Annotated in this window: 25 protein-coding genes; 10 read left to right on the forward strand and 15 right to left on the reverse strand. The window is 70.6% G+C overall.

Annotated features, from left to right (window positions below):
• Positions 1-6: 6 nt before the first annotated feature.
• From ACZ7M3_RS14390 to ACZ7M3_RS14405, 4 genes are read right to left on the reverse strand one after another with little or no spacing between them, the layout of a single operon-like run.
• Complete coding sequence (locus ACZ7M3_RS14390; RefSeq protein WP_095854772.1) at positions 7-432, reverse strand: Fur family transcriptional regulator; 426 nt, start codon at positions 430-432, stop codon at positions 7-9.
• Positions 433-490: 58 nt separating this feature from the next.
• Entirely contained in the window at positions 491-1,393 is a 903-nt protein-coding gene (locus ACZ7M3_RS14395) for a metal ABC transporter permease (protein ID WP_067369819.1), read from the reverse strand.
• Positions 1,394-1,409: 16 nt separating this feature from the next.
• The gene (locus ACZ7M3_RS14400) at positions 1,410-2,177 is read right to left on the reverse strand and encodes a metal ABC transporter ATP-binding protein (protein ID WP_054235483.1); all 768 of its coding nucleotides are present in this window, start codon (positions 2,175-2,177) and stop codon (positions 1,410-1,412) included.
• 28 nt (positions 2,178-2,205) lie between these two features.
• Positions 2,206-3,186, reverse strand: coding sequence for a metal ABC transporter substrate-binding protein (locus tag ACZ7M3_RS14405; protein WP_472063381.1), 981 nt, complete (start codon positions 3,184-3,186; stop codon positions 2,206-2,208).
• Between the two features lie 191 nt (positions 3,187-3,377).
• Between ACZ7M3_RS14405 and ACZ7M3_RS14410 the strand changes: the two genes are divergently transcribed.
• On the forward strand, positions 3,378-4,760 hold the full coding sequence (locus ACZ7M3_RS14410) for a glycine--tRNA ligase (protein ID WP_472063383.1): 1,383 nt from the start codon (positions 3,378-3,380) through the stop codon (positions 4,758-4,760).
• Positions 4,761-4,853: 93 nt separating this feature from the next.
• On the opposite strand, the gene ACZ7M3_RS14415 is transcribed toward ACZ7M3_RS14410, so the two are convergent.
• Positions 4,854-5,696 (reverse strand): oxidoreductase, encoded by an 843-nt coding sequence (locus ACZ7M3_RS14415; RefSeq protein WP_351293933.1) that lies wholly within the window; start codon positions 5,694-5,696, stop codon positions 4,854-4,856.
• 144 nt (positions 5,697-5,840) lie between these two features.
• Here ACZ7M3_RS14415 and ACZ7M3_RS14420 point away from each other — a divergent pair, with 144 nt between their 5' ends.
• The gene (locus tag ACZ7M3_RS14420; RefSeq protein ID WP_472063385.1) at positions 5,841-6,401 is read left to right on the forward strand and encodes a TetR/AcrR family transcriptional regulator; all 561 of its coding nucleotides are present in this window, start codon (positions 5,841-5,843) and stop codon (positions 6,399-6,401) included.
• A gap of 51 nt (positions 6,402-6,452) precedes the next feature.
• Here ACZ7M3_RS14420 and ACZ7M3_RS14425 read toward each other — a convergent pair whose 3' ends face one another.
• Entirely contained in the window at positions 6,453-7,505 is a 1,053-nt protein-coding gene (locus ACZ7M3_RS14425; protein ID WP_472063387.1) for a chitinase, read from the reverse strand.
• A 192-nt stretch (positions 7,506-7,697) separates the two neighbouring features.
• Here ACZ7M3_RS14425 and ACZ7M3_RS14430 point away from each other — a divergent pair, with 192 nt between their 5' ends.
• Together ACZ7M3_RS14430 and ACZ7M3_RS14435 are read left to right on the forward strand one after the other, a co-directional pair.
• Positions 7,698-8,702: an aldo/keto reductase gene (locus tag ACZ7M3_RS14430; RefSeq protein ID WP_472063389.1), complete on the forward strand. Its 1,005-nt coding sequence runs from the start codon at positions 7,698-7,700 to the stop codon at positions 8,700-8,702.
• 26 nt (positions 8,703-8,728) lie between these two features.
• The gene (locus ACZ7M3_RS14435) at positions 8,729-9,349 is read left to right on the forward strand and encodes a TetR/AcrR family transcriptional regulator (protein WP_472063391.1); all 621 of its coding nucleotides are present in this window, start codon (positions 8,729-8,731) and stop codon (positions 9,347-9,349) included.
• On the opposite strand, the gene ACZ7M3_RS14440 is transcribed toward ACZ7M3_RS14435, so the two are convergent.
• From ACZ7M3_RS14440 to ACZ7M3_RS14455, 4 genes are all read right to left on the reverse strand, one after another.
• Positions 9,336-9,629 carry a zinc ribbon domain-containing protein gene (locus ACZ7M3_RS14440; RefSeq protein WP_472063393.1) on the reverse strand — a complete coding sequence of 98 codons (294 nt, stop codon included), beginning with the start codon at positions 9,627-9,629 and terminating at the stop codon, positions 9,336-9,338. The genes ACZ7M3_RS14435 and ACZ7M3_RS14440 overlap by 14 nt on opposite strands.
• Positions 9,514-10,083, reverse strand: a complete 570-nt coding sequence (locus ACZ7M3_RS14445; protein WP_472063395.1) for a transposase — start codon at positions 10,081-10,083, stop codon at positions 9,514-9,516. Before ACZ7M3_RS14445 ends, ACZ7M3_RS14440 begins: the two co-directional genes overlap by 116 nt.
• 18 nt (positions 10,084-10,101) lie before the next feature.
• Positions 10,102-10,614, reverse strand: coding sequence for a hypothetical protein (locus ACZ7M3_RS14450; protein WP_472063397.1), 513 nt, complete (start codon positions 10,612-10,614; stop codon positions 10,102-10,104).
• 241 nt (positions 10,615-10,855) lie between these two features.
• Complete coding sequence (locus tag ACZ7M3_RS14455) at positions 10,856-11,062, reverse strand: hypothetical protein (RefSeq protein WP_054235491.1); 207 nt, start codon at positions 11,060-11,062, stop codon at positions 10,856-10,858.
• 198 nt (positions 11,063-11,260) lie between these two features.
• On the opposite strand from ACZ7M3_RS14455, the gene ACZ7M3_RS14460 reads away from it, so the two are divergent.
• Genes ACZ7M3_RS14460 through ACZ7M3_RS14470 form a run of 3 tightly spaced genes read left to right on the forward strand, consistent with a single transcriptional unit; the run spans position 11,261 to position 14,418 of the window.
• The gene (locus ACZ7M3_RS14460; protein WP_472063399.1) at positions 11,261-11,995 is read left to right on the forward strand and encodes a transporter substrate-binding domain-containing protein; all 735 of its coding nucleotides are present in this window, start codon (positions 11,261-11,263) and stop codon (positions 11,993-11,995) included.
• A 14-nt stretch (positions 11,996-12,009) separates the two neighbouring features.
• Complete coding sequence (locus tag ACZ7M3_RS14465) at positions 12,010-12,390, forward strand: VOC family protein (RefSeq protein WP_472063401.1); 381 nt, start codon at positions 12,010-12,012, stop codon at positions 12,388-12,390.
• 12 nt (positions 12,391-12,402) lie between these two features.
• On the forward strand, positions 12,403-14,418 hold the full coding sequence (locus ACZ7M3_RS14470) for a HEAT repeat domain-containing protein (protein ID WP_472063403.1): 2,016 nt from the start codon (positions 12,403-12,405) through the stop codon (positions 14,416-14,418).
• A 9-nt stretch (positions 14,419-14,427) separates the two neighbouring features.
• Here ACZ7M3_RS14470 and ACZ7M3_RS14475 read toward each other — a convergent pair whose 3' ends face one another.
• Positions 14,428-15,858: an MFS transporter gene (locus ACZ7M3_RS14475; RefSeq protein ID WP_452962525.1), complete on the reverse strand. Its 1,431-nt coding sequence runs from the start codon at positions 15,856-15,858 to the stop codon at positions 14,428-14,430.
• A gap of 101 nt (positions 15,859-15,959) precedes the next feature.
• On the opposite strand from ACZ7M3_RS14475, the gene ACZ7M3_RS14480 reads away from it, so the two are divergent.
• Positions 15,960-16,943, forward strand: coding sequence for a helix-turn-helix transcriptional regulator (locus ACZ7M3_RS14480; RefSeq protein ID WP_472063405.1), 984 nt, complete (start codon positions 15,960-15,962; stop codon positions 16,941-16,943).
• A 52-nt stretch (positions 16,944-16,995) separates the two neighbouring features.
• Here the strand turns inward: ACZ7M3_RS14480 and ACZ7M3_RS14485 are convergent, their stop codons facing one another.
• Positions 16,996-18,441: an MFS transporter gene (locus ACZ7M3_RS14485; protein WP_472063407.1), complete on the reverse strand. Its 1,446-nt coding sequence runs from the start codon at positions 18,439-18,441 to the stop codon at positions 16,996-16,998.
• Between the two features lie 175 nt (positions 18,442-18,616).
• On the opposite strand from ACZ7M3_RS14485, the gene dusB reads away from it, so the two are divergent.
• Positions 18,617-19,771, forward strand: a complete 1,155-nt coding sequence (dusB, locus tag ACZ7M3_RS14490) for a tRNA dihydrouridine synthase DusB (RefSeq protein WP_388529246.1) — start codon at positions 18,617-18,619, stop codon at positions 19,769-19,771.
• Positions 19,772-19,798: 27 nt separating this feature from the next.
• Here dusB and ACZ7M3_RS14495 read toward each other — a convergent pair whose 3' ends face one another.
• Together ACZ7M3_RS14495 and ACZ7M3_RS14500 are read right to left on the reverse strand one after the other, a co-directional pair.
• Positions 19,799-21,736, reverse strand: a complete 1,938-nt coding sequence (locus ACZ7M3_RS14495) for an amylo-alpha-1,6-glucosidase (RefSeq protein ID WP_472063409.1) — start codon at positions 21,734-21,736, stop codon at positions 19,799-19,801.
• Complete coding sequence (locus ACZ7M3_RS14500) at positions 21,733-23,520, reverse strand: MGH1-like glycoside hydrolase domain-containing protein (RefSeq protein WP_472063411.1); 1,788 nt, start codon at positions 23,518-23,520, stop codon at positions 21,733-21,735. The genes ACZ7M3_RS14495 and ACZ7M3_RS14500 overlap by 4 nt, the downstream gene beginning before the upstream one ends.
• A gap of 128 nt (positions 23,521-23,648) precedes the next feature.
• Between ACZ7M3_RS14500 and ACZ7M3_RS14505 the strand changes: the two genes are divergently transcribed.
• The gene (locus ACZ7M3_RS14505) at positions 23,649-24,941 is read left to right on the forward strand and encodes an ROK family transcriptional regulator (protein ID WP_472063881.1); all 1,293 of its coding nucleotides are present in this window, start codon (positions 23,649-23,651) and stop codon (positions 24,939-24,941) included.
• Between the two features lie 57 nt (positions 24,942-24,998).
• On the opposite strand, the gene ACZ7M3_RS14510 is transcribed toward ACZ7M3_RS14505, so the two are convergent.
• Positions 24,999-26,219 carry an RNA-guided endonuclease InsQ/TnpB family protein gene (locus ACZ7M3_RS14510; protein ID WP_472063413.1) on the reverse strand — a complete coding sequence of 407 codons (1,221 nt, stop codon included), beginning with the start codon at positions 26,217-26,219 and terminating at the stop codon, positions 24,999-25,001.
• Position 26,220 lies beyond the last annotated feature (1 nt).

Here is a 26,220-nt window from a genome sequence, read left to right on the forward strand (position 1 = left end):
CGGGGTTCAGCCCTTCGCCGCCGCGCACTGCGCGCAGTCCGCGCAGGTGCCGAAGATCTCCACCGTGTGCGCGACGTTCACATAGCCGTACTCCACCGCGATCGCCTCCGCCCACTTCTCGACGGCCGGGCCCTCGACCTCGACCGCCTTGCCGCAGACGCGGCAGACGAGGTGGTGGTGGTGCTCGCCGGTGGAGCAGCGGCGGTAGACGGACTCGCCGTCGGAGGTACGCAGTACGTCGACCTCGCCGGCATCGGCGAGGGACTGCAGCGTGCGGTACACGGTGGTGAGTCCGACGGAGTCACCCTTGTGCTTGAGCATGTCGTGGAGCTCCTGCGCACTGCGGAACTCGTCCACCTCGTCGAGTGCCGCCGCCACGGCGGCACGCTGCCGGGTGGAACGGCCCCGAACGGGCGATCCAGCGGTTGTCACCGTTGCCTCCTCACGTCTGCCCTTGCCCGGCCATTGTGCCAGCCCGGACTGTGCGTGGTCAGACGCCGACCTTGCGTTCCGGGCCGCGGGTGGCCGGAATTGCGCACTCCGCGGGGTCTCCGGCCCCCTGCGCGGCGGCCAGGGCCCGGGCACGGCGCCGGGCCAGCGGGGTCGCCAGCGCGGTGAGCACGATGAACGCGCCGATGGTCAGCAACACGATCGTCGCACCGGGCGGCACGTCCTGGTAGTACGACGTCACGGTGCCGCCGATCGTCACGCTCACCCCGATGGCCACCGCGATCGCGAAGGTGGCGGCGAAGCTGCGGCTGAGCTGCTGGGCCGCGGCCACCGGGACCACCATCAGCGCGCTGACCAGGAGCAGGCCGACCACCCGCATCGCGACCGTCACGGTGACGGCGGCGGTGACGGCGGTGAGCAGGTTCAGGGCACGCACGGGCAGACCCGTCACCCGCGCGAACTCCTCGTCCTGGCTGACCGCGAACAGCTGTCGGCGCAGGCCCAGGGTGACCAGGACCACGAAGGCCGCGAGTACGCAGATCGCCGTCACGTCGGACTCGGAGACCGTGGACAGGGAGCCGAAGAGGTACGAGGTCAGGTTGGCGTTGGACCCGCCCGGCGCGAGGTTGATGAACATCACGCCGCCCGCCATACCGCCGTAGAAGAGCATGGCGAGCGCGATGTCGCCGCGCGTCTTGCCGTACCAGCGGATCAGCTCCATGATCACGGCGCCGAGGACCGAGACGGCCGTCGCCATCCACACCGGGTTGGTGGAGAGCAGGAAGCCGAGGCCGACACCGGTCATCGCGACATGGCCGATGCCGTCGCCCATCAGGGCCTGGCGGCGCTGGACGAGGTAGATGCCGACGGCCGGCGCGGTGATGCCCACCAGGACGGCGGCGAGCAGCGCCCGCTGCATGAAGTCGTAGTTCAGGATGTCCATCAGCTCTGCGGTCCCATCAGCTCAGCAGTCCCGTCCGGATCGGTTCGGCGTCGTGAGCCGCGTGCGGGTGTACGTGGTCGTGGCCGGGCAGCGCGTGCTGGCCGACCGCCCGTGGGGGCGGGCCGTCGTGCAGGACGCAGCCGTCGCGCAGGACGACCGCGCGGTCGATCAGTGGCTCCAGGGGGCCCAGCTCGTGCAGGACGAGCAGGACGGTGGTGCCCGCCGCGACCTGCTCGCGCAGGGTCCGGGCCAGCACCTCCTGGCTCGCGAGGTCGACGCCCGCCATCGGCTCGTCCATGATCAGCAGCTCGGGTTCGGAGGCGAGGGCGCGGGCGATCAGGACGCGCTGGTGCTGGCCGCCCGACAGGGCGTTCACCGAGTCCTTGGCGCGGTCCGCCATGCCGACGAGCTCCAGGGCGTGCCGTACGGCCTCGTGGTCGGCCTTGCGCAGCACGCCGAAGCGGGCACGGGAGAGCCGGCCGGAGGCGACGATCTCGGTCACCGTGGCGGGCACGCCGCCCGCGGCGGTCGTGCGCTGCGGCACGTACCCCACCCGCTTCCAGTCGCGGAAGCGGCGCCGCGGGGTGCCGAAGATCTCTATCTCGCCGCCACTGACCGGGACCTGGCCGATGACGCTGCGGATGGCCGTCGACTTGCCGGAGCCGTTGGCGCCGAGCAGCGCGACGACCTCGCCGCGGTGCACGGTGAGGTCGATGCCGCGCAGGACGGGGCGCGAACCCAGCTCGGCGGTCACGCCGCGCAGGGATATGACGGGCTCGCTCACGCTGTCCTCCTGGAACTCGGACTGGGTGTCACTTGGCGCCCAACGCCGTGCGCAGCGCCTTCAGGTTCGACTCCATGACCTGGAAGTAGTCGCTGCCCCTGGACTTGCCGGTGATGCCCTCGATCGGGTCGAGGACGTCCGTCTTCAGGTTCGCGTCGCCGGCGATGGTCTTGGCGGTCTTGTCGCTGACGAGCGTCTCGTAGAACACCGTCGAGACGCCGTCGGCCTTCGCCATCTTCTCAAGGTCCTTCACGCGGTTCGCGCTGGGCTCCGACTCCGGGTCCAGACCGTTGATGGCCTCCTCGGTGAGGCCGTAGCGCTCGGCGAGGTAGCCGAAGGCGGCGTGCGTGGTGATGAAGACCTTGGTCCTGGTGTTCGTCAGCCCGGTCTTGTACTGGGTGTCGAGATCGGCGAACTTCTTCCGCAGCGCCGCCATGTTCTTGTCGTAGTCCGCGGCGTGCTTCGGGTCGGCCTTCTTGAGCGCCTCGGCGACCCCTTCGGCGACCTGGCCGTACTTCACCGGGTCGAGCCAGATGTGCGGGTCGGTGGCGCCGCTCTCCTCGCCCTTGGAGGTGTCGTGCGAGGCCGCGTGCCCGCCGACCTCGTTGCCGTGCTTCTCCAGGGTCGTCAGCGACGCGGCGTCGATCTTGGTCTTGACCTCGGACTGCGCCACGGCGTCGTCGACGGCCGGCTGCAGGTTCTTGAGGTAGACGACGGCGTCCGCCGACTGGAGCTGCGCGGTCTGCCGGGCGCTGATCTCCAGGTCGTGCGGCTCCTGACCGGGCTGGGTCAGGCTCGTGACGTGCACGTGCGTCCCGCCGATCTGCTCGGCGAGGTACTGCATGGGGTAGAACGACGCCACGATGTCGAGCTTCCCGTCGCTCCTGCCGTCGGCCGCCGTGGAAGCCGAGCAGCCGGTGAGGGCGCCGAGGCCGACGGCGGTGGCCGCCAGGGCCGCGGGCCCGGCCGTGCTTATTCGAGAAGCGGCGAGGCGCCGTCGTACGTTCATGACAGTCATTTTCAACAAACCTGGAAACGATTGTCAACAAGCCTTCGGTAAGCCATCGGTAAACGAGGCGGCGAATGAGCCGGTAAGGGGCACGATGAGGGGAGGTGTCCCCGAACCGATTTGATACGAGGGTGGGCGGCGCCGGTAACCTGAATCATTCGCTGCCGTCCGTTCGTAATGAAGAGAGCACCGTGGCCGCCGACAAGATCGACACCATCGTCAGCCTGAGCAAGCGCCGTGGCTTCGTTTTCCCCAGTAGTGAGATCTACGGCGGACAGCGTGCCGCCTGGGACTACGGCCCGCTCGGCGTCGAGCTCAAGGAGAACATCAAGCGTCAGTGGTGGCGCTACATGGTCACCTCCCGCGAGGACGTCGTCGGTATCGACTCGTCGGTGATCCTGGCGACCGAGGTCTGGGTCGCGTCGGGGCATGTCGCCACCTTCACCGACCCGCTCACCGAGTGCACCTCCTGCCACAAGCGCTACCGCGCCGACCACCTGGAGGAGGCCTACGAGGCGAAGCACGGCCGCCTCCCGGAGAACGGCCTCGCCGACCTCAACTGCCCCAACTGCGGCAATAAGGGCACGTTCACCGAGCCCAAGCAGTTCTCGGGCCTGCTCACCACCCACCTCGGCCCCACGCAGGACAGCGGCTCCGTCGCCTACCTGCGCCCCGAGACGGCCCAGGGCATCTTCACCAACTTCGCCCAGGTCCAGCAGACCTCGCGCCGCAAGCCGCCCTTCGGCATCGCGCAGATGGGCAAGTCCTTCCGCAACGAGATCACGCCCGGCAACTTCATCTTCCGCACCCGCGAGTTCGAGCAGATGGAGATGGAGTTCTTCGTCAAGCCGGGCGAGGACGAGAAGTGGCAGGAGTACTGGATGCAGGAGCGCTGGAACTGGTACACCGGCCTCGGTCTGCGCGAAGAGAACATGCGCTGGTTCGATCACCCGCAGGAGAAGCTCTCCCACTACTCCAAGCGCACCGCCGACATCGAGTACCGCTTCAGCTTCGGCGGCAACGAGTGGGGTGAGCTGGAGGGCGTCGCCAACCGCACCGACTACGACCTCGGTGCGCACTCCAAGGCCTCCGGCCAGGACCTCTCCTACTTCGACCAGGAGGCCGGCGAGCGCTGGACTCCGTACGTCATCGAGCCCGCCGCCGGTGTCGGCCGCGCGATGCTGGCGTTCCTGCTGGACGCCTACGTCGAGGACGAGGCGCCCAACGCCAAGGGCAAGATGGAGAAGCGCACGGTGCTGCGCCTCGACCCGCGCCTCGCGCCGGTCAAGGTCGCCGTGCTCCCGCTCTCCCGCAACCCCGAGCTGTCCCCGAAGGCCAAGGGCCTCGCCACGGCCCTGCGCCAGCACTGGAACATCGACTTCGACGACGCGGGCGCCATCGGCCGCCGCTACCGTCGCCAGGACGAGATCGGCACCCCGTTCTGCGTCACGGTCGACTTCGACACCCTCGACGACAACGCCGTCACGGTGCGCGAGCGCGACTCGATGAAGCAGGAGCGCGTCTCCCTCGACCAGATCGAGGGCTACCTGGCCGCGCGCCTGATCGGCTGCTGACCTGGCTTGTCCGTGAAAGGCCCCCGGTTCCCGTGATGCGGGAACCGGGGGCCTTTTTGGATCGCCGGACAGGTCCTAGTGGTCAAACAGGTCCTAGCGGCGAGCGCCGGTCGGTGTGCCCATGGCGCGGGCGACGAGCGCGTCGTAGGCGCGGTCGGGCAGGGCGCGGCGCAGGAAGATGAGGGGCCTGGCCCCGAAACCGACGGCGTACCGGGTCCTGGGGCGGCGAGCCGTGACGGCCTTGGCGACGGTGTCGGCGATGACCGAGGGCGGGGAGCTGCGGCGGGCGGTGCTCTCGGAGCCCAGGGACTCGGCCATCGCGTCGGCCTGCACGGCGTACGCGGTGTCGCCGGAGGTCTTGCGCAGGTTGTCCGCGGCGATACCGCCCCACTCCGTCCTGATGGCTCCGGGCTCGACGACGACCACGTCGACGCCGAACGGCTTGAGCTCCATGCGCAGGCAGTCGCTGAGCCCCTCGAGGGCGAACTTCGTTCCGTGGTACCAACCGCCCAGCGGGGTGTGGATCTTGCCGCCCATGGACGAGATGTTGACGATCGTGCCGCTCCGCTGCGCCCGCATGTGCGGCAGCACGAGCTGGATCAGACGGGCGGCGCCGAAGATGTTGACCTCGAACTGGGCCCGCGCCTCGTCCAGCGGTACGTCCTCGATGGCCCCGTAGGACCCGTACCCCGCGTTGTTCACCAGGACGTCGATACGGCCTGATTCGGCGATGATCCCGTCGACGCCCGCCTGCATCGAGGCGGTGTCGGTGACGTCCATGGGCAGGACGTGGACGCCCGCCTCGGCGAGCCGGGACATCCGTTCCACCCGGCGGGCAGCGCCGTACACGGTGTATCCGAGCTCCTGGAGCTTGAGTGCGGTGACTTCGCCGATACCGGAGGAGGCACCGGTGACCAGGGCGACCTTGCTGGACATGGGGCAAACCTTTGAGTCGGCCCCTCGCGGGGCGGGGAACGCCAGGTAAAGATGAACCATGGCTCACCTTCATCATGAACCACGGTTCACTTTCCTGCAAGCGAACCGCATAGGCTTGACCCCTCGATAAGACTGGAGGGCACGATGACCCAGGCCCGGCCGCTGCGCGCCGACGCGGTCCGCAACCGCAAGAAGATCCTCGACGCGGCGCACCTGCTGATCACGCGGCACGGCCCCGAGGTGCCCATGGACGCGATCGCCGAGGCTGCCGGGGTGGCGGTGGGCACGCTCTACCGGCACTACCCCACGAAGACCGATCTCGTCGGCGCGGTCCTGTCCCGGCATGTCGAGCGGATGACCCTCGTCGTGGAGGAGGCGGCGGATCGCGTACGGGCGGGGGAGCACGCCATGACCGAGCTCACCGCGCTCGTCTCCCGCGTCATCGAGGCCGCGGCCCAGGACCACGCGGTGAAGGCCGCCGCGCAGGGAGTCGGCGCCTCGTACGCGCCCGAGAACGACACGCGTGCGGCCGCCGCGCTGACCGAGCTCATCACCGTCGGCCAGGCGGACGGTGACCTCCACGCGGACGTCACCGTCGCCGACTTCTACCTCCTGCTGGCCACCGCTCCCCTCGAGCAGCCACGCGAGGTTCGCGAGCGCTGGCTCACCCTCATCCTTCCGGGCTTCACTGCGGGGGCGCGCTGAGAACCGCGACGGCGCGTGGGGAGTTGACTGCTCCCCGCGCCGTCGTGGTTCTCAACGGCCCTGCAGCGCCTTGACGTTGTCGCCGAAGGTCCAGTTCTTCGAGCCGTCCCAGTTGATCGACCAGGTCATCAGGCCCTTGAGGCCGGTGCCGTAGTGACGCCACGCCTGGGAGACCAGGCTCGGTGACATGTAGCCGCCGCCGGCGCCCGACTGGGCGGGCAGACCCGGGACCTGCTTGTCATAGGGCACCTTGATGGTGGTGCCCTGCACGACCAGCCCCTTGTTCAGGCAGTCGGTCTGCGCGGTGAAGCCCTGAACGGTGCCCGCGGAGTAGGAGTCGCCGGAGCATCCGTACATGCTGCCGTTGTAGTACTGCATGTTGAGCCACCACAGGCGCCCGTTGTCCGCGTACTTCTTGACGATCGGCAGATACGCGCCCCAGATCGAACCGTACGTGATGCTGCCGCCCGTGACGTAGGCGGTCTCCGGCGCCATGGTCAGCCCGAAGTTGGCCGGCATCTGCGACAGCACGCCGTCGATGATCCGGATCAGGTTGGCCTGGGACGTGGAGAGCTGACCGATGCTGCCACTGCCGACCAGGCCCGTCTCGATGTCGATGTCGATACCGTCGAAGTTGTACTTCTTCAGGATGGGCACGATCGTCGCGACGAACCTGTCCGCGACGGCGGAGGAACTGAGGTCGATGCCCGCCGCCGCCCCGCCGATCGACAGCAGGATCGTCTGCCCGGACGCCTTGGCCGCGCACATCTCCGCCGGCGTCGCGACCTTCACACCGGCGTCCATCCCGTCCTGCCACAGCGCCGTGCCGTCGGAGCGGATGACCGGGAACGCCGCGTTGATCACGTTGTAGCCGTGCGCGGAGATACGGGAGTCGGTGATCGGCGTCCATCCGAACGGCGGGTGCACTCCGTTGGAAGAGCCGTCCCAGTTCTCCCAGTAGCCCTGGAGAACCTTCCCGGACGGGCGGGACTTCACGGCGCAGGTGTCGGCGGCGGATGCGGTGGGGGCGGTGGCGACCGACAGTGGGGCGAGGACGGCTGCGGTGAGTGCGAGGACGAACAGGCGCAGCTTCCGACGGATCATGCGAGGCCTCCCGGTGGGGGGTGCGGTGAGGTGTCGTAGGCATGACAGTGCCCGCGGTCCAGACCTGTCGTCAATAGGTCTGGACCAAAGTGGGGCGGGGGTGACAGATGACAGATGACAGATATTGAAATCTGTCATCTGTCATGCCATCGTGAAGGGCACCAATCCTCCAAGGGACACCAGGGAGTCCTCATGCAAACCCGCCCCCTCGGAACCACCGGCCCCCAGGTCTCCGCCCTCGGCCTCGGCTGTATGGGCATGTCCGCGCTGTACGGCGAGGCGGACCGTGCCGAGTCCATCGCGACCATCCACGCCGCCATCGAGGCGGGCGTGACGCTCCTCGACACCGGCGACTTCTACGCCATGGGCCACAACGAGATGCTGATCGGCGAGGCCCTGCGCGCGGCTCCGGCGGCCCTGCGCGAGCAGGCGCTGACCAGCGTCAAGTTCGGCGCCCTGCGCGACCCGGACGGCGGCTGGTCCGGATACGACGGTCGGCCCGCCGCGGTGCGGAACTTCGCCGCGTACTCGCTGCAGCGCCTGGGCGTCGATCACATCGACGTGTACCGGATCGCGCGGCTCGACCCGAACGTCCCGATCGAGGAGACGGTCGGCGCGATCGCCGAGCTTGTGGAGAAGGGGCACGTCAAGCACATCGGCCTGAGCGAGGTCGGCGCCGACACCATCCGCAGGGCCGCCGCCACCGCCCCCATCTCCGACCTCCAGATCGAGTACTCGCTGATCTCGCGCGGCATCGAGGACGAGGTCCTGCCGACCACCCGTGAGCTGGGCATCGGGATCACCGCGTACGGCGTGCTGTCCCGCGGGCTGATCTCCGGCCACTTCACGGCCGACCGGCAGCTGGCCCCGACCGACTTCCGCTCCATGAGCCCCCGCTTCCAGGGCGAGAACCTCCAGCACAACCTCTCCCTCGTCGAGGCGCTGCGGAAGATCGCCGAGCAGAAGGGCGTCAGCGTGGCGCAGATCGCGATCGCGTGGGTGTTGTCGAGGGGCGAGGACATCGTGCCGCTGGTCGGTGCGCGGACCCGGGAGCGGCTGACGGAGGCGCTCGGCGCGCTGGACGTCACGCTCGACGACGCCGACCTTGCCGCGATCGAGCAGGCCGTGCCGGCGGACTCCGCCGCGGGCGACCGCTACCCGGCGGCGCAGATGTCACATCTCGGCACCGACCGCTGACAGTGCCGCCAGGTACGGTTTTCGACATGGCACCGACCAGCGAAGCACTGACCGCCGAGCGCATCCTCGAGGCGACCGAGGAGGCGCTGCGCCGCCACGGCCCCGCGAAGGCCACCGTGGTGGACGTGGCCCGCGCGCTCGGCGTCAGCCACGGCAGCGTCTACCGTCACTTCCGTACGAAGGCGGCGCTGCGGGAGGCGGTCACGAAGCGCTGGCTGGACCGTACGTCGCAGATACTCGCGGAGATCGCCAGGCCGTCGTCCGCGCCACCCCCGGAGGTTCTCGAACACTGGCTGGCGACGCTGTTCACCGCCAAGCGGCACAAGGCGGGCGACGATCCCGAGCTGTTCGCCACGTACTCGGTGTTGCTCGACGAGGCGAGCGCGGTGGTCGAGGAGCACGTCGCCGAGCTGGTCGACCAGCTCTCGGAGATCATTCATCGCGGCGTGATGGAGGGCGACTTCATGACCGTGGACGGCGACTCCGTCGCGACGGCCCGCGCCGTCTTCCACGCCACGAACCGCTTCCACGACCCCGCCTACGCCCACGCGTGGGAACAGCCGGGCATCGAGGCCGAGTTCTCGACGGTCGTCACCCTCGTCCTGCGCGGACTGCGCCGCCGAATCGAGTCAACTACCTGTCGCTAGAGCGACGGGCTTGCACAACGGGCATCACTGGCGGTGATGCTGCGTTGCGTCCAGCTCCGTCCTGGTGCTTCCGGGGTGGAGCAGGGGCCGTTGACTGGGCCCCGCGTCGCCACAACTCTCGTGCTCTGGCACGGATGTTGCGGGAGCTGTTCCGGTCCGCGTGATCAACGAATCCGCAGTTCCGGCACGCGAACCAGGCCTGTGAGACCCGGTTCGCTTTGTCTACGTGGCCGCACTCGGCGCAGGTGCGTGAGGTGTACGCCGGGTCGACGTGCACCACCGGTACCCCCGCCTTGCGGGCCTTGTACGCGATGAATGCCCCCAGCTGGGCGAAGGCCCAGGAGGAGCGGGTGGCCCTCCCCCACTGCCTTAAGGGCGTGGGAGGTACCCCCAGGCTTGCGAAGCCGTACCCGTTCGCGGATCCCTGTCAGGTCTTCGAGGGCGATCCCGCGACCGGTGCGTTCAGCCTCGGCCACCACTTGCTTCGCGATCTTGTGGTTGATGTCCCGCGCCCGCCGCGCCTCCTTGCGCCGCCGTTTCCGCAGGCGGCGCTTGGCGGACGGGGTGTTCTTCTTCTGGAGCTTGGTGCGCAGCCCTCGCTCGCGCAGGCGGGTGCGGTTCAGTTCGCGTCCGGCCATGATCTCGCCGTCACTGGTGGTGGCGATGTTCACGATCCCCAGGTCGATGCCGAGGAAGTCCACCGGACCGGTGTTGAGCGACGTTTCGGGGACCACGCAGGTGGCGTTGAGGAACTACATGCCGTCCCGCTCCAGCAGGTCGGACTCGCCCTTGCGGTACAGGGCCAGGGTGGCCAGCTGCTCGGGTGAGGCGGTGAAGGCCACGTTCTTGACCCGGCCTCTGGTGGTCCAGATGGACACCGTCCGGTCCGGGATCTGCCGGGACAGCATGCGGTCGTCGTAGGGCTGCGCGCCCCGAGGGCGGAAGGCGATCGGCTTCTCGGAGGCTTTGCGGTATCGGCGTGAGCCGGGCCTGCCGAGGTTCCCGGCCCTCAGGTTCGCCTTCAGCGTGGTGTAGGCGTCGCACACTTTCTTGATCGAATGCTGCGCGGCCTGCGCACCGAGATTCCAGCGGGATTTGACCGCATCGTAGGTGTGCTTGCGCAGGGCGAAGTTCTTGAACTCCCCGCGCTCGAAGGCGGTCTCGCTCACCCAGGTGGCGGCCTCGTTGCAGGCGCGCAGGGTCGCCTCAAGTGCCGCCGCCTGTTTCGGTGTCGGCTCCAGCTTGACCTGCACGACCAGCTTCACGATCACCGATCGTAGGCATCCGTGCGAGACGCCACCACACGTTCGGGGCCGTTCATCACACCGAGCGATCTACGCGGCCATGTGTTCGTACCACCCCGCTCCGCCGGAGAAGGCATCCGGCTGCTCCGTGGCCGAGCAGTCACGGTGATGCGATTCCTCCCGAGAGTAAACGCCCGGGGTTCGTCGCAAGCATTCGCTGAATTCACGGTCCCGGTGGCCAACCGGTGGACCCGGCGACGGACTAACCCTCCGTCGGGTCCACCGTCGCCTGATGCGCCTCGGCGAGGTGCTCCTCCGCCTTCAGCCACGGCAGGAACTGCGCGCCCTTGCGCCAGCCGCAGGTGTCGCATCTGATCGTGCGCTGTACACCGGCGCGTTGGACATGGACGACGTGCTCGCGGCCGTGCTGGTCCCAGCGGCTTACCTTGCTCGTGTTGATCTGCAGCATGACACCTCCAGGTGTTACCGCTCCGCTTGCCCGGCAAGGCGTTGGCGGCAAGCCTTTCGCAGCAAGGAGTGTGCAGCATCGGGAAGATCAACGGGGGTTCTTCGGTCGCGAGTTCACCGCGTGGCCGCACGTGATCACGATCCGTTGCCGCCCTGCCACCCTCCGCGCTGCCGCATCGCCCCGATCTACACTCCGCTCATGACGACCGCAACTCCCGCCATCGCCAAGGACCTCGCGCCCCACGGCAGCCTGCGGGCCTCGATCAATCTGGGCAATCCCGTGCTGGCCCAGGGCACCCCGGCGGCCCCGGCCGGCATCACCGTCGACCTCGCGCGGGAGATCGCCGCCCGTCTCGACGTCCCCGTGGAACTCCTCTGCTTCGACGCGGCCCGCAAGTCGTACGAGGCGATGGCGGAGGGCCGCGCCGACCTCTGCTTCCTGGCCGTCGAGCCCGCACGGGAGGCCGAGGTCGCGTTCACGGCGCCGTACGTCGTGATCGAGGGCGTGTACGCCGTCCCCCGCGACTCGGACCTGACGACCGTCGCCGAGGTCGACCGTCCCGGCGTGCGGATCGGTGTGAAGCGCGGGTCCGCCTACGACCTGTTCCTCTCCCGCACGCTTCGGCACGCGAGCGTGGTGCGCGGGGAGGACGGGGTCGAGGCGTTTGGGGCCGAGGGGCTGGAGGTCGCGGCCGGGATCAGGCAGCCGATGACCGAGTTCGTCGCGGCGCGCCCCGAACTCCGCCTGATCGAAGAGCGGTTCATGCAGATCCGCCAAGCGGTCGGCACGACGAGGACCCGCCACCCCGAGACCGTCCGTTTCCTCCACGACCTCGTCGAGGAACTGAAGACGAACGGTTTCGTCACGAACGCCCTACGCCGCACCCACCAGTCGGAGACCCTGGTCGCCCCACTCGCCCGCCCGGGGAGCTGACCTAGGATCGGCGCGTGATCGCCGAACTGCAGTGCGTGGTGCTGGACTGCCCCGAGCCGCTCCGACTCGCCGAGTTCTACGAGGCCTTGCTCGGCGGCACCGTCAACCGGCCCGACCCGCGCTGGGCGCTCGGCGAGGCTTGGTCGACGCTGCACACGCCGTCCGGTCTCGTGCTCGCCTTCCAGCGAGTGCGGGCCGCGGAGTACCGCCCTCCGCAGTGGCCCGATCCCGCCCGCCCCCAGCAGTTCCACCTGGACTTCGGCGTCCCGGACCTGGACCGGGCGCGGGAACAGGTCCTGGCTCTGGGTGCGACACCGCTCGACGTCTCCGACGGACGGGGCTGGCACATCTACGCCGATCCGGCAGGACATCCCTTCTGCCTGGTCCGTCACTGAGGAGTTGTATTCATGACGCGTGGGACAGTCGAGCTCGGGGAGCTGTTGCGGCGGGCGGGGCTGGAAGTCGTCGGGGAGCGGCGGGTCCAGGAGGAGGTGCCGTCGCCCCGGTTCGCGTGGCGCGTGGCCGTTCCGGGTGACGCCGAGCGGGTGCTGCGCGTGGCCGGTGACCGGGAGGACCCGATCGGCGAGTTCAACGCGCGGTGGTACCGGCTGGCGGTCGCGGGCGGGATCCTCGACGAGGACGGTGTCTTCCTCATCGACATCGCAGGCCACCGCACGGGCAGCGCGCCCTGGGACTGGACGCCGGTCCGTTTCACCGACCGCTGGGACCTCGCCGGAGTGCTGGGCGAACGACCCGGCGAGCCGAAGTTCGTCGCGCTCTCCACGGATGGCGACAGCCTGCTGGGTACGACATCCGAGGACGACGGGATCCGGCTCGTCGTCGTGGATCGGATGCGGGAGCGGCGGGAGGCGGCCGCGCGGGCGACGGCCCGGGAGACTCCTGAGGAGCGGGCCGCCGCCTGGGAGTCGGCGTTCGAGGGGCTGGACCCTTCGGAGCGGCACCGCACGTCGTGGGTGGACGGGCTGGCGCTCAACCCGGCCACCCCCGATGACCTGCGCGCCGGTCTGCTGGGCCGGTCCACCTACTTCATGTACGGCGCGATGCCGACGGCGGTCGTGGAGGCCGCCATGGTTCACCCGGATTGGCAGATACGGGCGCGGTTGGCCGAGGTCCAGCAGAACATCACGGCCGATCAATGGACCCGCCTGATCCTCGCCGAGCAGAACGAGCGGCACCGGTGGATCCTCACTCTGCTCGCGGCAGAACGGCGTGCCGAGCTCACCGGACCCGCCTACGAGCGGCTCGCCGTGGATCCGTCCGCCCGCATCCGTGCGGAGACCGCCCGACTGTCCGGGCTGTCCGCGCACCTGCTGACCGTGCTGGCCACCGACCCCGAGTGGACGGTACGGGCCGCGGCCTGCCCACGGGCCTGGCCCCACCTCCCGAGCGGGACCCGGCACCAGCTGCTCGGGGATCCCAGCGGCAAGGTCCGTGCGAAGGCCTTGCTCCGGCACCACCAGGATCATCCGATGCCCCGGTCCGTCTTCCTCGCCGCCGACTTCGCCTCCGACACCGCCTACGGGGGGTTCCAGGACCGTGCCGTGAGGACCTGCCGTCTGGAGCGCGACCTCGTCGAACACCTGGCCCACCACGGCGATGCCGCCCTGCGCCGTTCCCTCGCGGGCAGCCCGGGCCTCGACCCGGACCTGGTGGCCCTCCTCGGCCGGGACCAGGACGAGTCCGTCCGCTTCGCGGTCTCCACGCGACCCGAACTCACCGAGGAACAACGGGCCGGCATCGACATCGACTTCGATCCGCGCCTGCACCACTACCCGCTCGACTGGGTCCTGGACCTGCACGACGACCCCGCCGCCCTGCGCCGCCTGGCCGCCTCCGCCCACCCCCTCGTACGCCGCAGCGTGGCTCGTGCCAAGCGCCTTCCGCCGGACGTCGTGGAACTCCTCGCCCGGGACGAGGACCGTGTCGTGCAGCTCTTCCTTGCCGAGTCCTGCGACGACGCGCCCGCCGACATGCTGCTGCGGGTGTGGCAGTGGTGGACCGGCAGCCTCAGCACCCCCGACCGCCCGCACGGCCACCCGAACTTCCCCCGCCACGACCTCCTCCGCCACGCCGACGACCCGAACCCGCGGATGCGTCAACTGGCCCTGGACGACCCGGAGTCGACGCCCGAACTGGTGGAGCGGTTCAGCCGGGACCCGGACGAGGAAGTCAGATACCGGGCCGCGGAGGACCCGCGGCTGACGGCGGCGTCGGCGGTACGGCTGCTGGACGACCCGCACAGCCACATACGCCAAGCGGCCTTCTGGCACGCGCGGTTTCCCGCTCGGGTCGTCGTCGGGCTGCTGCGCGACCCCGACACCGCGGAGCCCGCGGCCCGGCACCCGGCCCTGCCCGTCCCCGTCATGAAGCGGATGCTCCAACCGCCCCCACAGCTCAGCTGATCGTGCAGCTCAGCTGATCGTGCGCGGCAGCCGCAGGCTCAGGGCCGTCGTCAGGACCACGCCCGCCAGTTGGACCAGCAGGGTGGTGACGAGGGCGTCCCGCATGCCGTCGCTCGCGGCGAGGGACAGGAAGAGGGTGCCCAGGGTGGCGACGCCGACGGCGAGGGCCGACTGCTGGGTGGTGGCCATGACGCCACTGCCGACGCCGGCCCGCGCGGACGGTACCTCGGAGAGGATGATCCGGATGAGGACGGGGAGTTGGAGCGCCTGGCCCGCGCCCGCGACCGCCGCGCCCGGCAGCAGCTGCCACACGCCCAGGTCAGGCCAGGACCGCCAGGCGGCCAGCGCGATGAGGGCTACGCCCACCGCCTGGATCAGCCCGCCCGCGGTGACGATCCGGGTGCCGTAGCGGGCGATCAGCCGGGGGCCGCAGAGGGAGACGACGAAGAAGACCGCGGCCATCGGCGCCAGGGCCAGGCCCGCCGGGACCGGGCCGAGGCCCGCACCGCGCTGCAGCGCCACCGCGATGACGAACATGAAGCCGCTGAAGCCGATCGAGAACGGCACGATCATGATCAGGCCCCGGCGGAGCGAGGTCAGGGCGAACAGGCTCGGCGGCACCAGGGGCGTACGGCCCTGGCGGTCCTCCCGGCGCTCGACGAAGTAGAACGCCGCCGCCGCGACGGGGAACAGCGCCAGCGACAGCCAGGTCCACAGGGGCCAGCCCGCCGCCCTGCCCTCGGTGAGCGGGGCGAGGAGCGCGAGCAGGGACACGGCGAGCAGCACCGTGCCGGGGGTGTCGATCGGCTCCGGGTGCTGCGAGCGCGTCTCGGGGACGGCGCGTGTGGCCAGGATCAGGCCGAGGATCACGACGGGCACGTTCACGAGGAACACCGCGCGCCAACCGGTGCCCGCGATGTCCGCCGCGACGAGGAGGCCGCCGAGTATCTGCCCGGCCACCATGGAGAGGCCCGCGGTGGCGCCGTACAGGCTCATGGCCTTGCCGCGGCGCGGGCCCGCCGTCGCCGCCTGGATGGTGGCGAGCACCTGCGGCAGCATCGCCGCGGACGCCGCGCCCTGTGCGACGCGCGCCGCCACCAGTGTCCAGGCGCTGGGCGCGAGCCCGCACGCCAGGGAGGTCAGGCCGAAGGCCGCCATTCCGCCGAGGAAGAACTGGCGTCGCCCGAAGAGGTCGCCGAGGCGGCCGCCCAGGACGAGCAGGACGGCGTACGCGACTCCGTACCCGGCGACGACGAGTTCGAGGACGGCTTCGCTCGCGTTCAGGTCCCGGCCGATGGTCGGGAGGGCTACGTTGACGATGAAGAAGTCGATGAGGGGCAGTGCCGCTCCGAGCAGCACGGTGAAGAGGCCGAGGCCGCTGAGCACGGGTGCTGCGGAGGGCGAGCGGACTGGAGTCCTGAGAGTTCCGGTTTCGGTCACGTCCTCCAGACTTCTCCTGACCTCAGACTGGTACCAGAGTGTCCTTATCCTGGTAGAAGCACTACCTGGCAACAGGTTCCGGCGAACGGCAGGCTGGAGGCATGACGACGATGACGCAGGAGAGCACCGCTCCCCGGCCGGTGGAGGCCATCGACCCCGTTCAGCGGGCGGTGTCCGTGACGTCTCCCCGGCCGGTGGACCCCGAGCCGCACGGCTCCGCCGCCCCCCGCGGCAGCGAGATCCGGCGGCACGAGCTCGCCGCCTTCCTGCGCAACCGCCGTGAGCGCATCACACCGGAGCAGGTCGGACTGCCCCGCGGCCGCCGCCGGCGCACGCCGGGCCTGCGCCGCGAGGAGGTCGCGCAGCTCTCCTCCGTCGGCGTCACCTGGTACACCTGGCTCGAACAGGCCCGCGACATCCAGGTCTCCGAACAGGTCCTCGACGCCCTGGCCCGCACCCTGCTGCTCGACTCCAGCGAGCGCGCCCACCTCTTCCGGCTGGCCGGAGCCGTCGACCCCACGCCCGCCGCGCGGTGCCCGACCATCACCCCGGCCCTGCTCGAGGTGCTGTCCCAGCTGGAGCCGGTCCCGGCCTGCATCCAGAACAGCCGCTACGACATCCTGGCGTACAACCGCACGTACGCCCGGCTGATGATGCGCGACCTCGATGCCGTACCGCCCGAGGACCGCAACTGCATGGTCCTCGTCTACACCCACCCGGAGTGGCGCGAGTCGATCGTGCTCCTGGACGAGACCATGCGCACGATGGCGGCCAAGCTGCGCGGCTCGATGGCCGGCCATCTCGGCGAGCCCGCCTGGAAGATGCTGGTCAAGCGGCTGCGGACGGAGTCGGCGGAGTTCCGTGAGATCTGGGAGCGCTACGAGGTGTTCGGCGGCGTGCCCAGCAAGACCAAGCAGTTCCTGAACCCGTACGTCGGGCCGCTCACCCTCGACCACATCGACCTGTGGCTGGCCCCCGACATGGGCGCCCGCATGGTGACGTACGCCCCCATGGACGAGCAGAACCGCGAACGCCTGAGGAAGCTGCACGAGATCGCGCTGACGGCGGAGACGGAAGCCGCCTAGGCCGACAGGGCCTGGAGTAGGCACGCCTGGGCCGACAGGGCCTGAGGCACGCCTAGGCCCGGACGCCCACCGAGTCCCGGACGTCCGCGGACTCCAGCTGCCGCGCCGTCCGCTCGGCCGTCCCGCGTGCCCAGCGTCCGCTGGTCAGCGCGCCCAGGACGAGCACGGCGAGACCGCAGCCGGCGAGGATCCACCAGCCGGGGCGGGCGGCCGACACGAACGTCTCCCGGTAGGCCGAGGCCTGGATGCCGGAGGCGAGGACCGCGCCGACCACGGCGACACCGAGGGTGCCGCCGATCTGGCGGCTGGTGGAGGCGACGGCGGCAGCGACCCCGGCCTGGGTGCGGGGCATGCCGGAGACGGCGGTGTTGGTGATGGGGGCGTTCACGAAGCCGAAGCCGAGGCCGAAGAGGACGTACCCGATGACGAGCGTGACGTTCGACGTCTCGCCTTCGAACGCGGCGAAGAGAATCCCGCTCGCGGTCATCGAGACCCCCGCGATCAGCAGGGGCAGCCGCGGCCCCCGGTTGCCGACCAGCCGCCCCGAGATGGGCGCGCACACGAAGCACATGACCGCCATGGGCAGCATCCACAGACCCGCGTGCAGCGCGTCCAGACCGCGCACGTTCTGCAGATAGAGCGTCGAGAGGAACAGGAACCCGCTGAGCGCGGCGAACGCGCTGATGGCGACGACCGTGGCCCCGCTGAACGGCGCCGAACGGAAGAAGCGCAGGTCGATGAGGGGTTCGTCGCGCCGCGGCTCGTACCACAGCAGGCCGAGCAGCGCGGCGACGGCGATCGCGCCGAAGGCGAGGGTCTGGGGGGCGCCGGAGTTGGGCGCCTCGATGATCGCGTACGTCAGGGAGCCGAGCAGCGCGATGACGAGGAGTTGTCCGACCGGGTCGGGGCGGCGGGCCTTGGGGGCGCGGGACTCGGGGACGTAACGCCAGGTGAGCAGGAGCGCGGCGAGGCCGACCGGGAGGTTGATCCAGAAGATCGACCGCCAGCCGACCGAGTCCACGAGCAGGCCGCCGACGATCGGACCCGCGGCCATCGATATGCCGACCACACCACCCCAGACGCCGATCGCGCGGGCGCGCTCGCGCGGGTCCGTGAAGGTGTTGGTGATGATCGACATCGCGACCGGGTTCAGCATCGAGCCGCCGACCGCCTGCACCATGCGGAAGGCGACGAGCGAGTCCAGGTTCGGAGCGACGGAGCACAGGACCGAGCCGAGGGTGAAGATCACCAGGCCCGCCTTGAAGACCCGGCGGCGGCCGATGCGGTCGGCGGTCGAGCCCGCGAGCATCAACAGCGACGCCAGGACCAGCGTGTACGCGTCGATGGTCCACTGGAGGCCCGCCACGCTCGCGTGCAGTTCCTTCTGCATCGAGGGGAGAGCGACGTTCAGGACCGTGTTGTCGAGGCTCACGATCAGCAGGCTCATGCAGCAGATCGCGAGGACGAGAAGCCGGTGGCGGGGACTGAGCTCGGGCATTCCTCCAGCCTACGCCCGTGTCGATAGTGTGTCTAACTAATGACCATCCCCTGACCCTCCCCTCGCCCTCCCGACTCCCCCCTGACCCTCCCTGGCCTTCCTCTGTTGCGCACCGCACTCACTCATGACCGTCACCACAGTCATCGCACCCGTCCGCGTACGCGACAATGGGGGAATGTCCACGACCGCCCTCGCCCCCGCCACCCCGCTGTCGATCGGCCCCCACACCGTCCAGCCGCCCGTCGTCCTCGCTCCCATGGCCGGGATCACGAACGCGCCGTTCCGCACGCTGTGCCGCGAGTTCAGCGGCGGCAAGGGCCTGTTCGTCAGCGAGATGATCACCACGCGGGCGCTGGTCGAGCGCAACGAGAAGACCATGCAGCTGATCCACTTCGACGCGACCGAGAAGCCGCGTTCGATCCAGCTGTACGGCGTGGACCCGGCGACCGTCGGCAAGGCCGTCCGCATGATCGCGGAGGAGGGCCTCGCTGACCACATCGACCTGAACTTCGGCTGCCCGGTCCCGAAGGTCACCCGCAAGGGCGGCGGCTCCGCCCTCCCGTACAAGCGCAACCTCCTGCGGGCGATCCTGCGTGAGGCCGTCAGCGGGGCGGGCGACCTCCCGGTGACGATGAAGATGCGCAAGGGCATCGACGACGACCACATCACGTTCCTCGACGCCGGACGGATCGCCGTCGAGGAGGGCGTCACCGCCATCGCCCTGCACGGCCGCACCGCCGCCCAGCACTACGGCGGCACGGCCGACTGGGACGCCATCGCGCGCCTCAAGGAGCACGTGCCGGAGATCCCCGTCCTCGGCAACGGCGACATCTGGTCGGCGGAGGACGCGCTGCGGATGGTGCGCGAGACCGGCTGCGACGGGGTCGTGGTCGGGCGCGGCTGCCTCGGCAGGCCGTGGCTGTTCGGCGACCTGGTGGCCGCCTTCGAGGGGCGCCAGGACGCCTACGCCCGCCCGACGCTGCGCGAGGTCGCGGCCGTCATGGTCCGCCACGCCACCCTGCTCGGCGAGTGGATCGGCGACGAGGCGCGCGGCGTCATCGACTTCCGCAAGCACGTGGCCTGGTACCTGAAGGGCTTCGCGGTCGGCTCCGAAATGCGCAAGCGGCTCGCGATCACGTCGTCCCTTGCCGAACTCTCCGACGGCCTCGCCGAGTTGGACCTCGACCAGCCCTGGCCGACGGGCGCGGACGGCCCGCGCGGCCGCACGTCCGGCAACAACCGGGTCGTCCTGCCGGACGGCTGGCTCAAGGACCCGTACGACTGCGCGGGCATCGGCGAGGACGCGGAACTGGACACGTCCGGGGGCTGACTCTCCTGTCGGGGGCCGGGGGCTCCCTCAAGCGCCCCCGACCGCCGTGAGCAACGCCAGTGGTGCCGCCGCCGAACGGGACTCCCGTACGCACGCATGCGGATAAGGCACCGGCTCCCCGTGTGTCTCGCGGCCGTACCCCGCGAGGACCTCCGGCAGCCGGTGGCCGGCGACCGTGGCGGCGTCGACGAGCGCATGGGCGACCGTCCGGGCCTCGTCGTGCAGGCCGTAGCGGGACAGCCCCAGCGTGATCAACGCGTTGTCGTGCGGCCAGACCGAACCGCGGTGGTACGACAACGGGTGGTAGGCCGGCTGGCCGGCGGCCAGGGTGCGCACACCCCAGCCGGAGAAGAAGTCCGGCTCCAGCAGGCGGCGGCCGACCAGTTCGCCGTACTCCTTGTCGAGCAGCCCCGACCACAGCAGGTGCCCGGCGTCCGAGGCGAGGGCGTCGACCTGACGGCCGTCACCGTCCAACGCCAGCGCGGGGAAGGCGTGTTCACTCATCCAGAAGTCCCGCTGGAAACGGTCACGGAGGTCGCCCGCCGCCTGTTCGAGCAGAGCGGCGTAGACCTCGTCGCCCCAGACCGTACGGGCCAGGTGGGCGGTGCGGCGCAGCGCGTCGTACGCGTATCCCTGCGCGCCCGCGGCCATCACCGGCCCACTGGGGCGGCTCCCGTCGGCGGAACAGATCGCGCCGGGGGAGTCCTTCCAGTTCTGGTTGGCGAGGCCGCCGCCGTCCGCGCGGTAGACGAGATAGCCGACGGAGGTCAGACCGCCGTGGTCCAGCATCCAGCCGATCGCCGCCCGGGCGTTGGCCTCCAGCCGCCGGGCCAGGGCCGGGTCACCCGTCTGTTCGGTGTACGCGCCGAGCAGCACCAGGAACAGCGGCGTCGCGTCCACCGATCCGTAGTACCGCCCGTACGGCACCTGCCCGAAGTGCGCCAGCTCACCGTGCCGCACCTCGTGCACGATCTTGCCGGGCTGGGCCACCGCACCCGCTCCCACCTCGACCGCCTGCGTCGCGGCGAGCGCGGGCAGCGTGGCGGCGGCGAGCTCGGGGCGGTAGGGGAGCGCGAACAGGGAGGTCAGCAGGGCGTCGCGGCCCAGGAGCGTGAGGAACCACGGCACTCCGGCCGCCGGCACCCGCAGCTCCTCGCCGTCCGGGCCCGTCGCCGGGACCTGGAGCACCGCGAGGTCGGACAGCCCGCGCGCGCAGGCCGCGGCCAGCTCCGGCCAGCCGGTCGGGAAGGGCACACCGTCCGCGAACTCGCCCTCCAGCGCGAGGAGTCGTTCATTCGCCGCGGAGGGTGAGGCGGGCACCTCCGGGTCCTTCAACGCCCCGTGCGGGCGGGCCGCCACGCGCAGCGCCAGCTCCGCCGAGGCGTGCGGTTCGAGGTCCAGGGTCCATACGAGGCGACGGGCGCCGGTGCCGGTCTCCTCGACCCCGTCCGGCGGCGGCTCGGAGGTGACCGTCGTACAGGACCGCCACTCCCCGCGCTGGTAGCTGAACTCCACCCCGTCATCGAGGACCTGACGCCCTCGTACGGCGCCGATCTTGGCGTACGTACGGTAGTCGGAGCGCAGCTCGAACTGGTCCGTGAAGTCGGCGTCCACGGTGAGCGCGATGCGCACGGTCGTGGGCGACGGACGGTTGCTGGTGACGCGCAGCGCCTCCACGAACGCGCCGTCGGTGACGGCCTGTTCACGGAAGAGCGTGTACGCGGGCGGTTCGTTGCGCCCGCCGCGAGGGACGAGTACACAGCGCGCCGTGTCGCCGTCCGCGACCGGCGTCAGCGCCTCGGGCACCGCGCCGTCGACGGTCAGCTGCCAGCGGCTGAGGTGCCGGGCGTCCCGTACGAATAACCCGTCCGGGGAGCTGCCGCCGCGCACCCCGCTGATGTCCCCGCCGTCGCCCACGGCGGCGAACGTCCCACCGTGCACGAGCAGATGATGCCGGTCCGTCATCCCCGGTCCCCTCCCTTGGCGCCCGTCTCGAATGAACTGTGTGGCGTGTGTGGCGTGTGTGTCGTATGCGATGCGTGCGATGTGTGTGGCGGTGTGCCCTGTGCCTTGTCGAACGCGCGGTGCCCCGGATGGGACACGACGTGCGTCGACTGATCCACCCGATCCGCCCGATCCGCCTGGTCGGCTCGCGCGGGCTCGTGCAGCAGGTCCAGCGTCAGCGCGGCCGTCCAGCTGAAGCCGAGCGCGCCGCAGGCCTCGCCGGTGTACGGATCCACGTACTCCGCGAACCCGGACGTGTCGGCCGTCTCCAGCAGCGCCGCCCGCAACTCCTCAGCGCGCCCGTGCTCCCCGTGCAGCCGCAGCCCGCGCTCCAGCAGCCAGTTCGTGTTGAACCACGCCGGGCCGCGCCAGTAGCGGTGCGGGTCGAAGGCGTGCCCGGTCAGGTCGTAGCTCGGCGCCAGCCGGGCGATTCCGCCGAGCCCGAAGTGCGGCCCGCCCGCCGTGCGGACCAGGGTGGCGGCGATGTCGCGGGGGAGTGCGGGGAGGATGAGCGGGAGCAGCCCGGCCACGCTGCGCTCGGGGATGAGCGCACCGGCGCGAGAGCGCTGCTCCGAAGCGTGAGCACTGCTCTGGCGGGAGCGCCGCTCCGAAGCGTGAGCACTGCTCTCGGCAGAGCGCCGCTCCGGTGCGAGAGCACCGCTCTCAGGAGAGCGCCGATCCGACCCGAGAGCACCGCTCTCGCCTCCGTCGCGTGCATCCCCGCCATACACATCCCGGCAGAAGAACATCCCCTCCGCCGGGTCCCACAGGCGTTCCACCAGGGCCGCCGTCAACCGTTCCGCGCGGGCGTGCCGCGCCGTCCCCGCCGCGCCCAGTTCCTGCGCGATCGCGGCGAGCGCGTGCTCGGAGGCGATCAGCAGCGCGTTGAACGCCGGGTCCTCGACGGCGAACTCGCCGGCGCCGTCGGCGTACCCGCCGTCCCGGTAGTCCGTCGCGAGTCGCACGTACCGGCCGTAGTCGAGGTCCGTCGGCCGGTCCTCCGCGGACCCGTGGTCGAGGTCGGCGCGGCGGAAGGAGCGCGGCGCGGCCGGGGTGACGCGGCTGAGCGGAGCGTCCCAGCACGGGCTGTTGTCCATGCCCTGCTCCCACGGGTGGACCACGGAGGCGAGCCCGCCGCCGCCCAGGTCCCGCCGGTGCAGCAGATAGCGGTGCCAGGCGGCCAGCCGGGGATACATCCGGGAGAGGAAGGAACGCGACCGGGACAGACCCGGGTCGGCCTGGTGCACCAGCCAGGCGGCGAGCGCGTGCACCGGTGGCTGCACGATGCCCGACGTCTGTACGGTGCGCGGGGCGCCCGCAGCGCGCCCCGAGGTCGAGGAGCGCCAGAAGTCGGGGCTCGGGAAGTAGGCGTCGAGCGGGACGGAGGGGTTGAACACGATGTGCGGGATCCGGCCGTCACCCCATTGCGCGCCGAGCAGCGTCTCCAGTTCCGTCTGCGCCCTCAAGGGGGACAGGTGGCGCAGGCCGATCGCGATGAAGGCGGAGTCCCAGGACCACTGGTGCGGATACAGGCCGTGCGAGGGAACCGTGGACGTTCCCGTCCAGTTGCCTTCGAGTACCCGGGCGGCCCTGAGGTGCAGCGACCCGGTCGGCCGGTCTGGATCGTATACGTGCCCACCGGAGTGGGTGATCTCGTGCGAACCGGGCGGAGCGGGGGAACCCGAGGTGCGCGCGGGGGTGGTGGTCCCCGTGCGGCGAACGGTGAGTTGGGTTGTGCGGTCCACTCAGGTCTCCCCGAAGACGTCCGGCCGATCGGTTCGGCACTAGGTACCGTAGGGTTACGTCTATTTAACACGCAAAACTCAATATGTAATGCAGAGTTGGTGAGCGCAAGGGGCTGGGCATGACAGACATGGCGGGGACGGCGGGAAGGGCGGCGAAGGCCATGAGGGCCGGGCATCAGGCAAGCGCCGGGGAACTGCTCGAACTGGTGCGCAGCGGGCGTGCCACGACGCGCGGCGCGCTGCAGCAGGCCACCGGTCTGTCGCGGGCCACGGTCGGCCAGCGCCTCGACCGGCTCTTCCGCGCGGGCTGGCTGCGCGAGGGCGCGGGCGGCCCGGTGGACTCCCCCCAGGGCGGTCGGCCCTCGATCACCCTCGAGTTCGACGACGAACACGCCGTCGTCCTCGCCGCCGACCTCGACACCCGGCACGGCCGGGCCGCCGTCGTCTCGCTGAGCGGCGAGATCCAGGCCGAGCACCACGGAAGCCTGCGCATCGAGGACGGCCCGGACGCCGTACTGGGCGAACTCGGCCGCTGGTTCGCCGAGTTGCTGGAGAAGGCCGGGCAGCGCGCGGACGCGGTGTGCGGGATCGGGATCGCGGTGCCGGGCCCGGTCGACACCGACACCGGCAAGGTGGTGCAGCCGCCGATCATGCCCGGCTGGGACGGTTACGACATACGCGGGCGTCTGGGACGTGCCTTCGCCGAGCACGCCGGCATCAAGAGCGCCGGTGGTGCCGGTGGCACGGGTGGTGCCACGGGTGCCGGTGTCACCCGGAGCGGCGCCCGGATCCCCGTACTCGTCGACAACGACGCCAACCTCATGGCGTACGGGGAGCAGCGCACCGGTTATCCGGACTGTTCGGCGTTCGCCCTGGTCAAGGTCTCCACCGGTATCGGTGCGGGCATGGTCGTCGGCGGTTCCATCTACCGGGGCGTCGACGGGGGCGCCGGGGACATCGGGCACATCCGGGTGGGCGCGGACGCGCTGTGCCGGTGCGGTTCGTACGGCTGTCTGGCCGCCGTCGCGAGCGGTGGCGCGGTGGCGCGCAGGCTCGCCGAGTCCGGTGTCCCGGCCACCTCCGGCTCGGATGTGCGCGACCTGCTGACGGCCGGGCACCCGGAGGCGATGGCGCTCGCGCGGGAGGCGGGGCGGCGGGTCGGGGACGTACTCGCGACCGTGGTGACCCTGCTCAATCCGGGTGTGCTGATGATCGCCGGGGATTTGGCCGGAACCCCGTTCCTCACGGGTGTGCGCGAGCTGCTGTACCAGCGGGCGCTGCCGCGTTCGACCGCTCATCTGGACGTGGTGACCTCGCGGCTCGGGGAGCGGGCGGGGCTGGTGGGGGCCGGTGCGCTGGTCGTGGAGTACCTGTACGCGCCGGAGCGGGTGGAGGAACGGCTGGCGGCGCTGGGTGTTTGACTGCTCCCCTCCCTGAATGGGGATTCCTTCCTTCAGGGCTGAGCGGGGATTCCTGGCTCAGGCTGCCTCCGGGAGCAGCGCTCCCGGAGGTCTTACGCCCTCGACACCAGCCGGGTTCAGACCTGCCCGGACGAGCATCACGCGGGCGGAGTTCTTGTCTCTGGGAGAGACGACTTTGCACGCGGTGCAGGTGTAGGTGCGCTCGGACAACGGCAGTGCGTGCTTGGTTCTCGCTCCGCACGATGCGCAGTCCATGGTGGTGTGCGCGGGATGTACGAGCCGGATGTCGCGTCCGTGCTTGCGGCCCATCTCGATCAGGGCCTTCTTCGTGGCGCCGATCGCGGCGTCCGCCGCCTTGCGCGCCATCGAGGACTTGGCGAGGAACTTCGGCCGGAAGTCCTCGACGGCGATCGCGTCGTGGTCGGTCACGACGCGTTTGGCCCACTTGCGGCCGGTGTCCTGCCGCTGCCGGGCGATCTTCGCGTAGGTCTTCGCCCGCCACTTCTTCGCCTCGCGGTAGCCCTTCGAGGCGGCCCGTCCCTTCTTCGGCCGGCGGCGGGCCATCATCCGGTCGTAACGGGTCAGCCGGGCCTGCGCCTTGCGGCCGTGCTGGGCGTGCGGCAGGTCGTGGGCGTTGGAGGTGGTGGTCGCGGTCTCCCTCACCCCCCAGTCCACGCCGAGCACCCGGCCGGTCTCCGGCAGCGGCCGCACCTCGGCGGGGACCACGAACGAGCAGTACCAGTGCCCGAGACTGTCCCGGTACACGCGCACCGAGGAGGGTTCGCCCGGCAGGCTGCGCGACCACACCACCGTCAGCACGATCCCACCCGCCAGGCACAGGCGACCGTTCTTCAGCCGGAACCCGCGCCGGGTGTAGTTCAGCGTTGGCAAGGTCTCGCGCTTCTTCTTCCACCCCGGCATACCAGCCCGCTGCCGCTGAGGCAGGCGCTCCCGAATGTCCTTATGCGCCTTCGCGCGGGACCTGCCGAAGTCCCGGATCAGCTGCTGCTGAGGAACCGAGCTGCCCTCGCGCAGCCACGGCGTACGCTCCCGCGCTCCGGTCAGCATCCGGTCGAGCTGCGCCGGGCCACAGGTCCGCTTCTCCCCCGTGGTTTTGTTGTGCAGGTGGACCGCCCTGGACTTGGCGACGCACTCGTTCCAGATCCACCGGCACCGTGCCCACTCCGCCTCCAGCGCCGTACACGCACTCGGCGACACGCGAAGCCGGTACGTGTACCGGGCGCACCCAGCCCCGTCGGCTTCACTTAGCGTCGTCATG

It is taken from the genome of Streptomyces sp. NPDC111656 (assembly GCF_055656965.1).

What these genes read in the sequence shown, in the direction of transcription:
- dusB (WP_388529246.1), top strand. Translation starts at nt 18,617, where the DNA reads ATGTCCACGACCGCCCTCGCCCCCGCCACCCCGCTGTCGATCGGCCCC.
- ACZ7M3_RS14435 (WP_472063391.1), top strand. Translation starts at nt 8,729, where the DNA reads ATGGCACCGACCAGCGAAGCACTGACCGCCGAGCGCATCCTCGAGGCG.
- ACZ7M3_RS14480 (WP_472063405.1), top strand. Translation starts at nt 15,960, where the DNA reads ATGACGACGATGACGCAGGAGAGCACCGCTCCCCGGCCGGTGGAGGCC.
- ACZ7M3_RS14470 (WP_472063403.1), top strand. Translation starts at nt 12,403, where the DNA reads ATGACGCGTGGGACAGTCGAGCTCGGGGAGCTGTTGCGGCGGGCGGGG.
- ACZ7M3_RS14485 (WP_472063407.1), bottom strand. Translation starts at nt 18,441, where the DNA reads ATGCCCGAGCTCAGTCCCCGCCACCGGCTTCTCGTCCTCGCGATCTGC.
- ACZ7M3_RS14510 (WP_472063413.1), bottom strand. Translation starts at nt 26,219, where the DNA reads ATGACGACGCTAAGTGAAGCCGACGGGGCTGGGTGCGCCCGGTACACG.
- ACZ7M3_RS14505 (WP_472063881.1), top strand. Translation starts at nt 23,649, where the DNA reads ATGGCGGGGACGGCGGGAAGGGCGGCGAAGGCCATGAGGGCCGGGCAT.
- ACZ7M3_RS14395 (WP_067369819.1), bottom strand. Translation starts at nt 1,393, where the DNA reads ATGGACATCCTGAACTACGACTTCATGCAGCGGGCGCTGCTCGCCGCC.
- ACZ7M3_RS14495 (WP_472063409.1), bottom strand. Translation starts at nt 21,736, where the DNA reads ATGACGGACCGGCATCATCTGCTCGTGCACGGTGGGACGTTCGCCGCC.
- ACZ7M3_RS14425 (WP_472063387.1), bottom strand. Translation starts at nt 7,505, where the DNA reads ATGATCCGTCGGAAGCTGCGCCTGTTCGTCCTCGCACTCACCGCAGCC.
- ACZ7M3_RS14405 (WP_472063381.1), bottom strand. Translation starts at nt 3,186, where the DNA reads ATGAACGTACGACGGCGCCTCGCCGCTTCTCGAATAAGCACGGCCGGG.
- ACZ7M3_RS14430 (WP_472063389.1), top strand. Translation starts at nt 7,698, where the DNA reads ATGCAAACCCGCCCCCTCGGAACCACCGGCCCCCAGGTCTCCGCCCTC.
- ACZ7M3_RS14460 (WP_472063399.1), top strand. Translation starts at nt 11,261, where the DNA reads ATGACGACCGCAACTCCCGCCATCGCCAAGGACCTCGCGCCCCACGGC.
- ACZ7M3_RS14455 (WP_054235491.1), bottom strand. Translation starts at nt 11,062, where the DNA reads ATGCTGCAGATCAACACGAGCAAGGTAAGCCGCTGGGACCAGCACGGC.
- ACZ7M3_RS14420 (WP_472063385.1), top strand. Translation starts at nt 5,841, where the DNA reads ATGACCCAGGCCCGGCCGCTGCGCGCCGACGCGGTCCGCAACCGCAAG.
- ACZ7M3_RS14415 (WP_351293933.1), bottom strand. Translation starts at nt 5,696, where the DNA reads ATGTCCAGCAAGGTCGCCCTGGTCACCGGTGCCTCCTCCGGTATCGGC.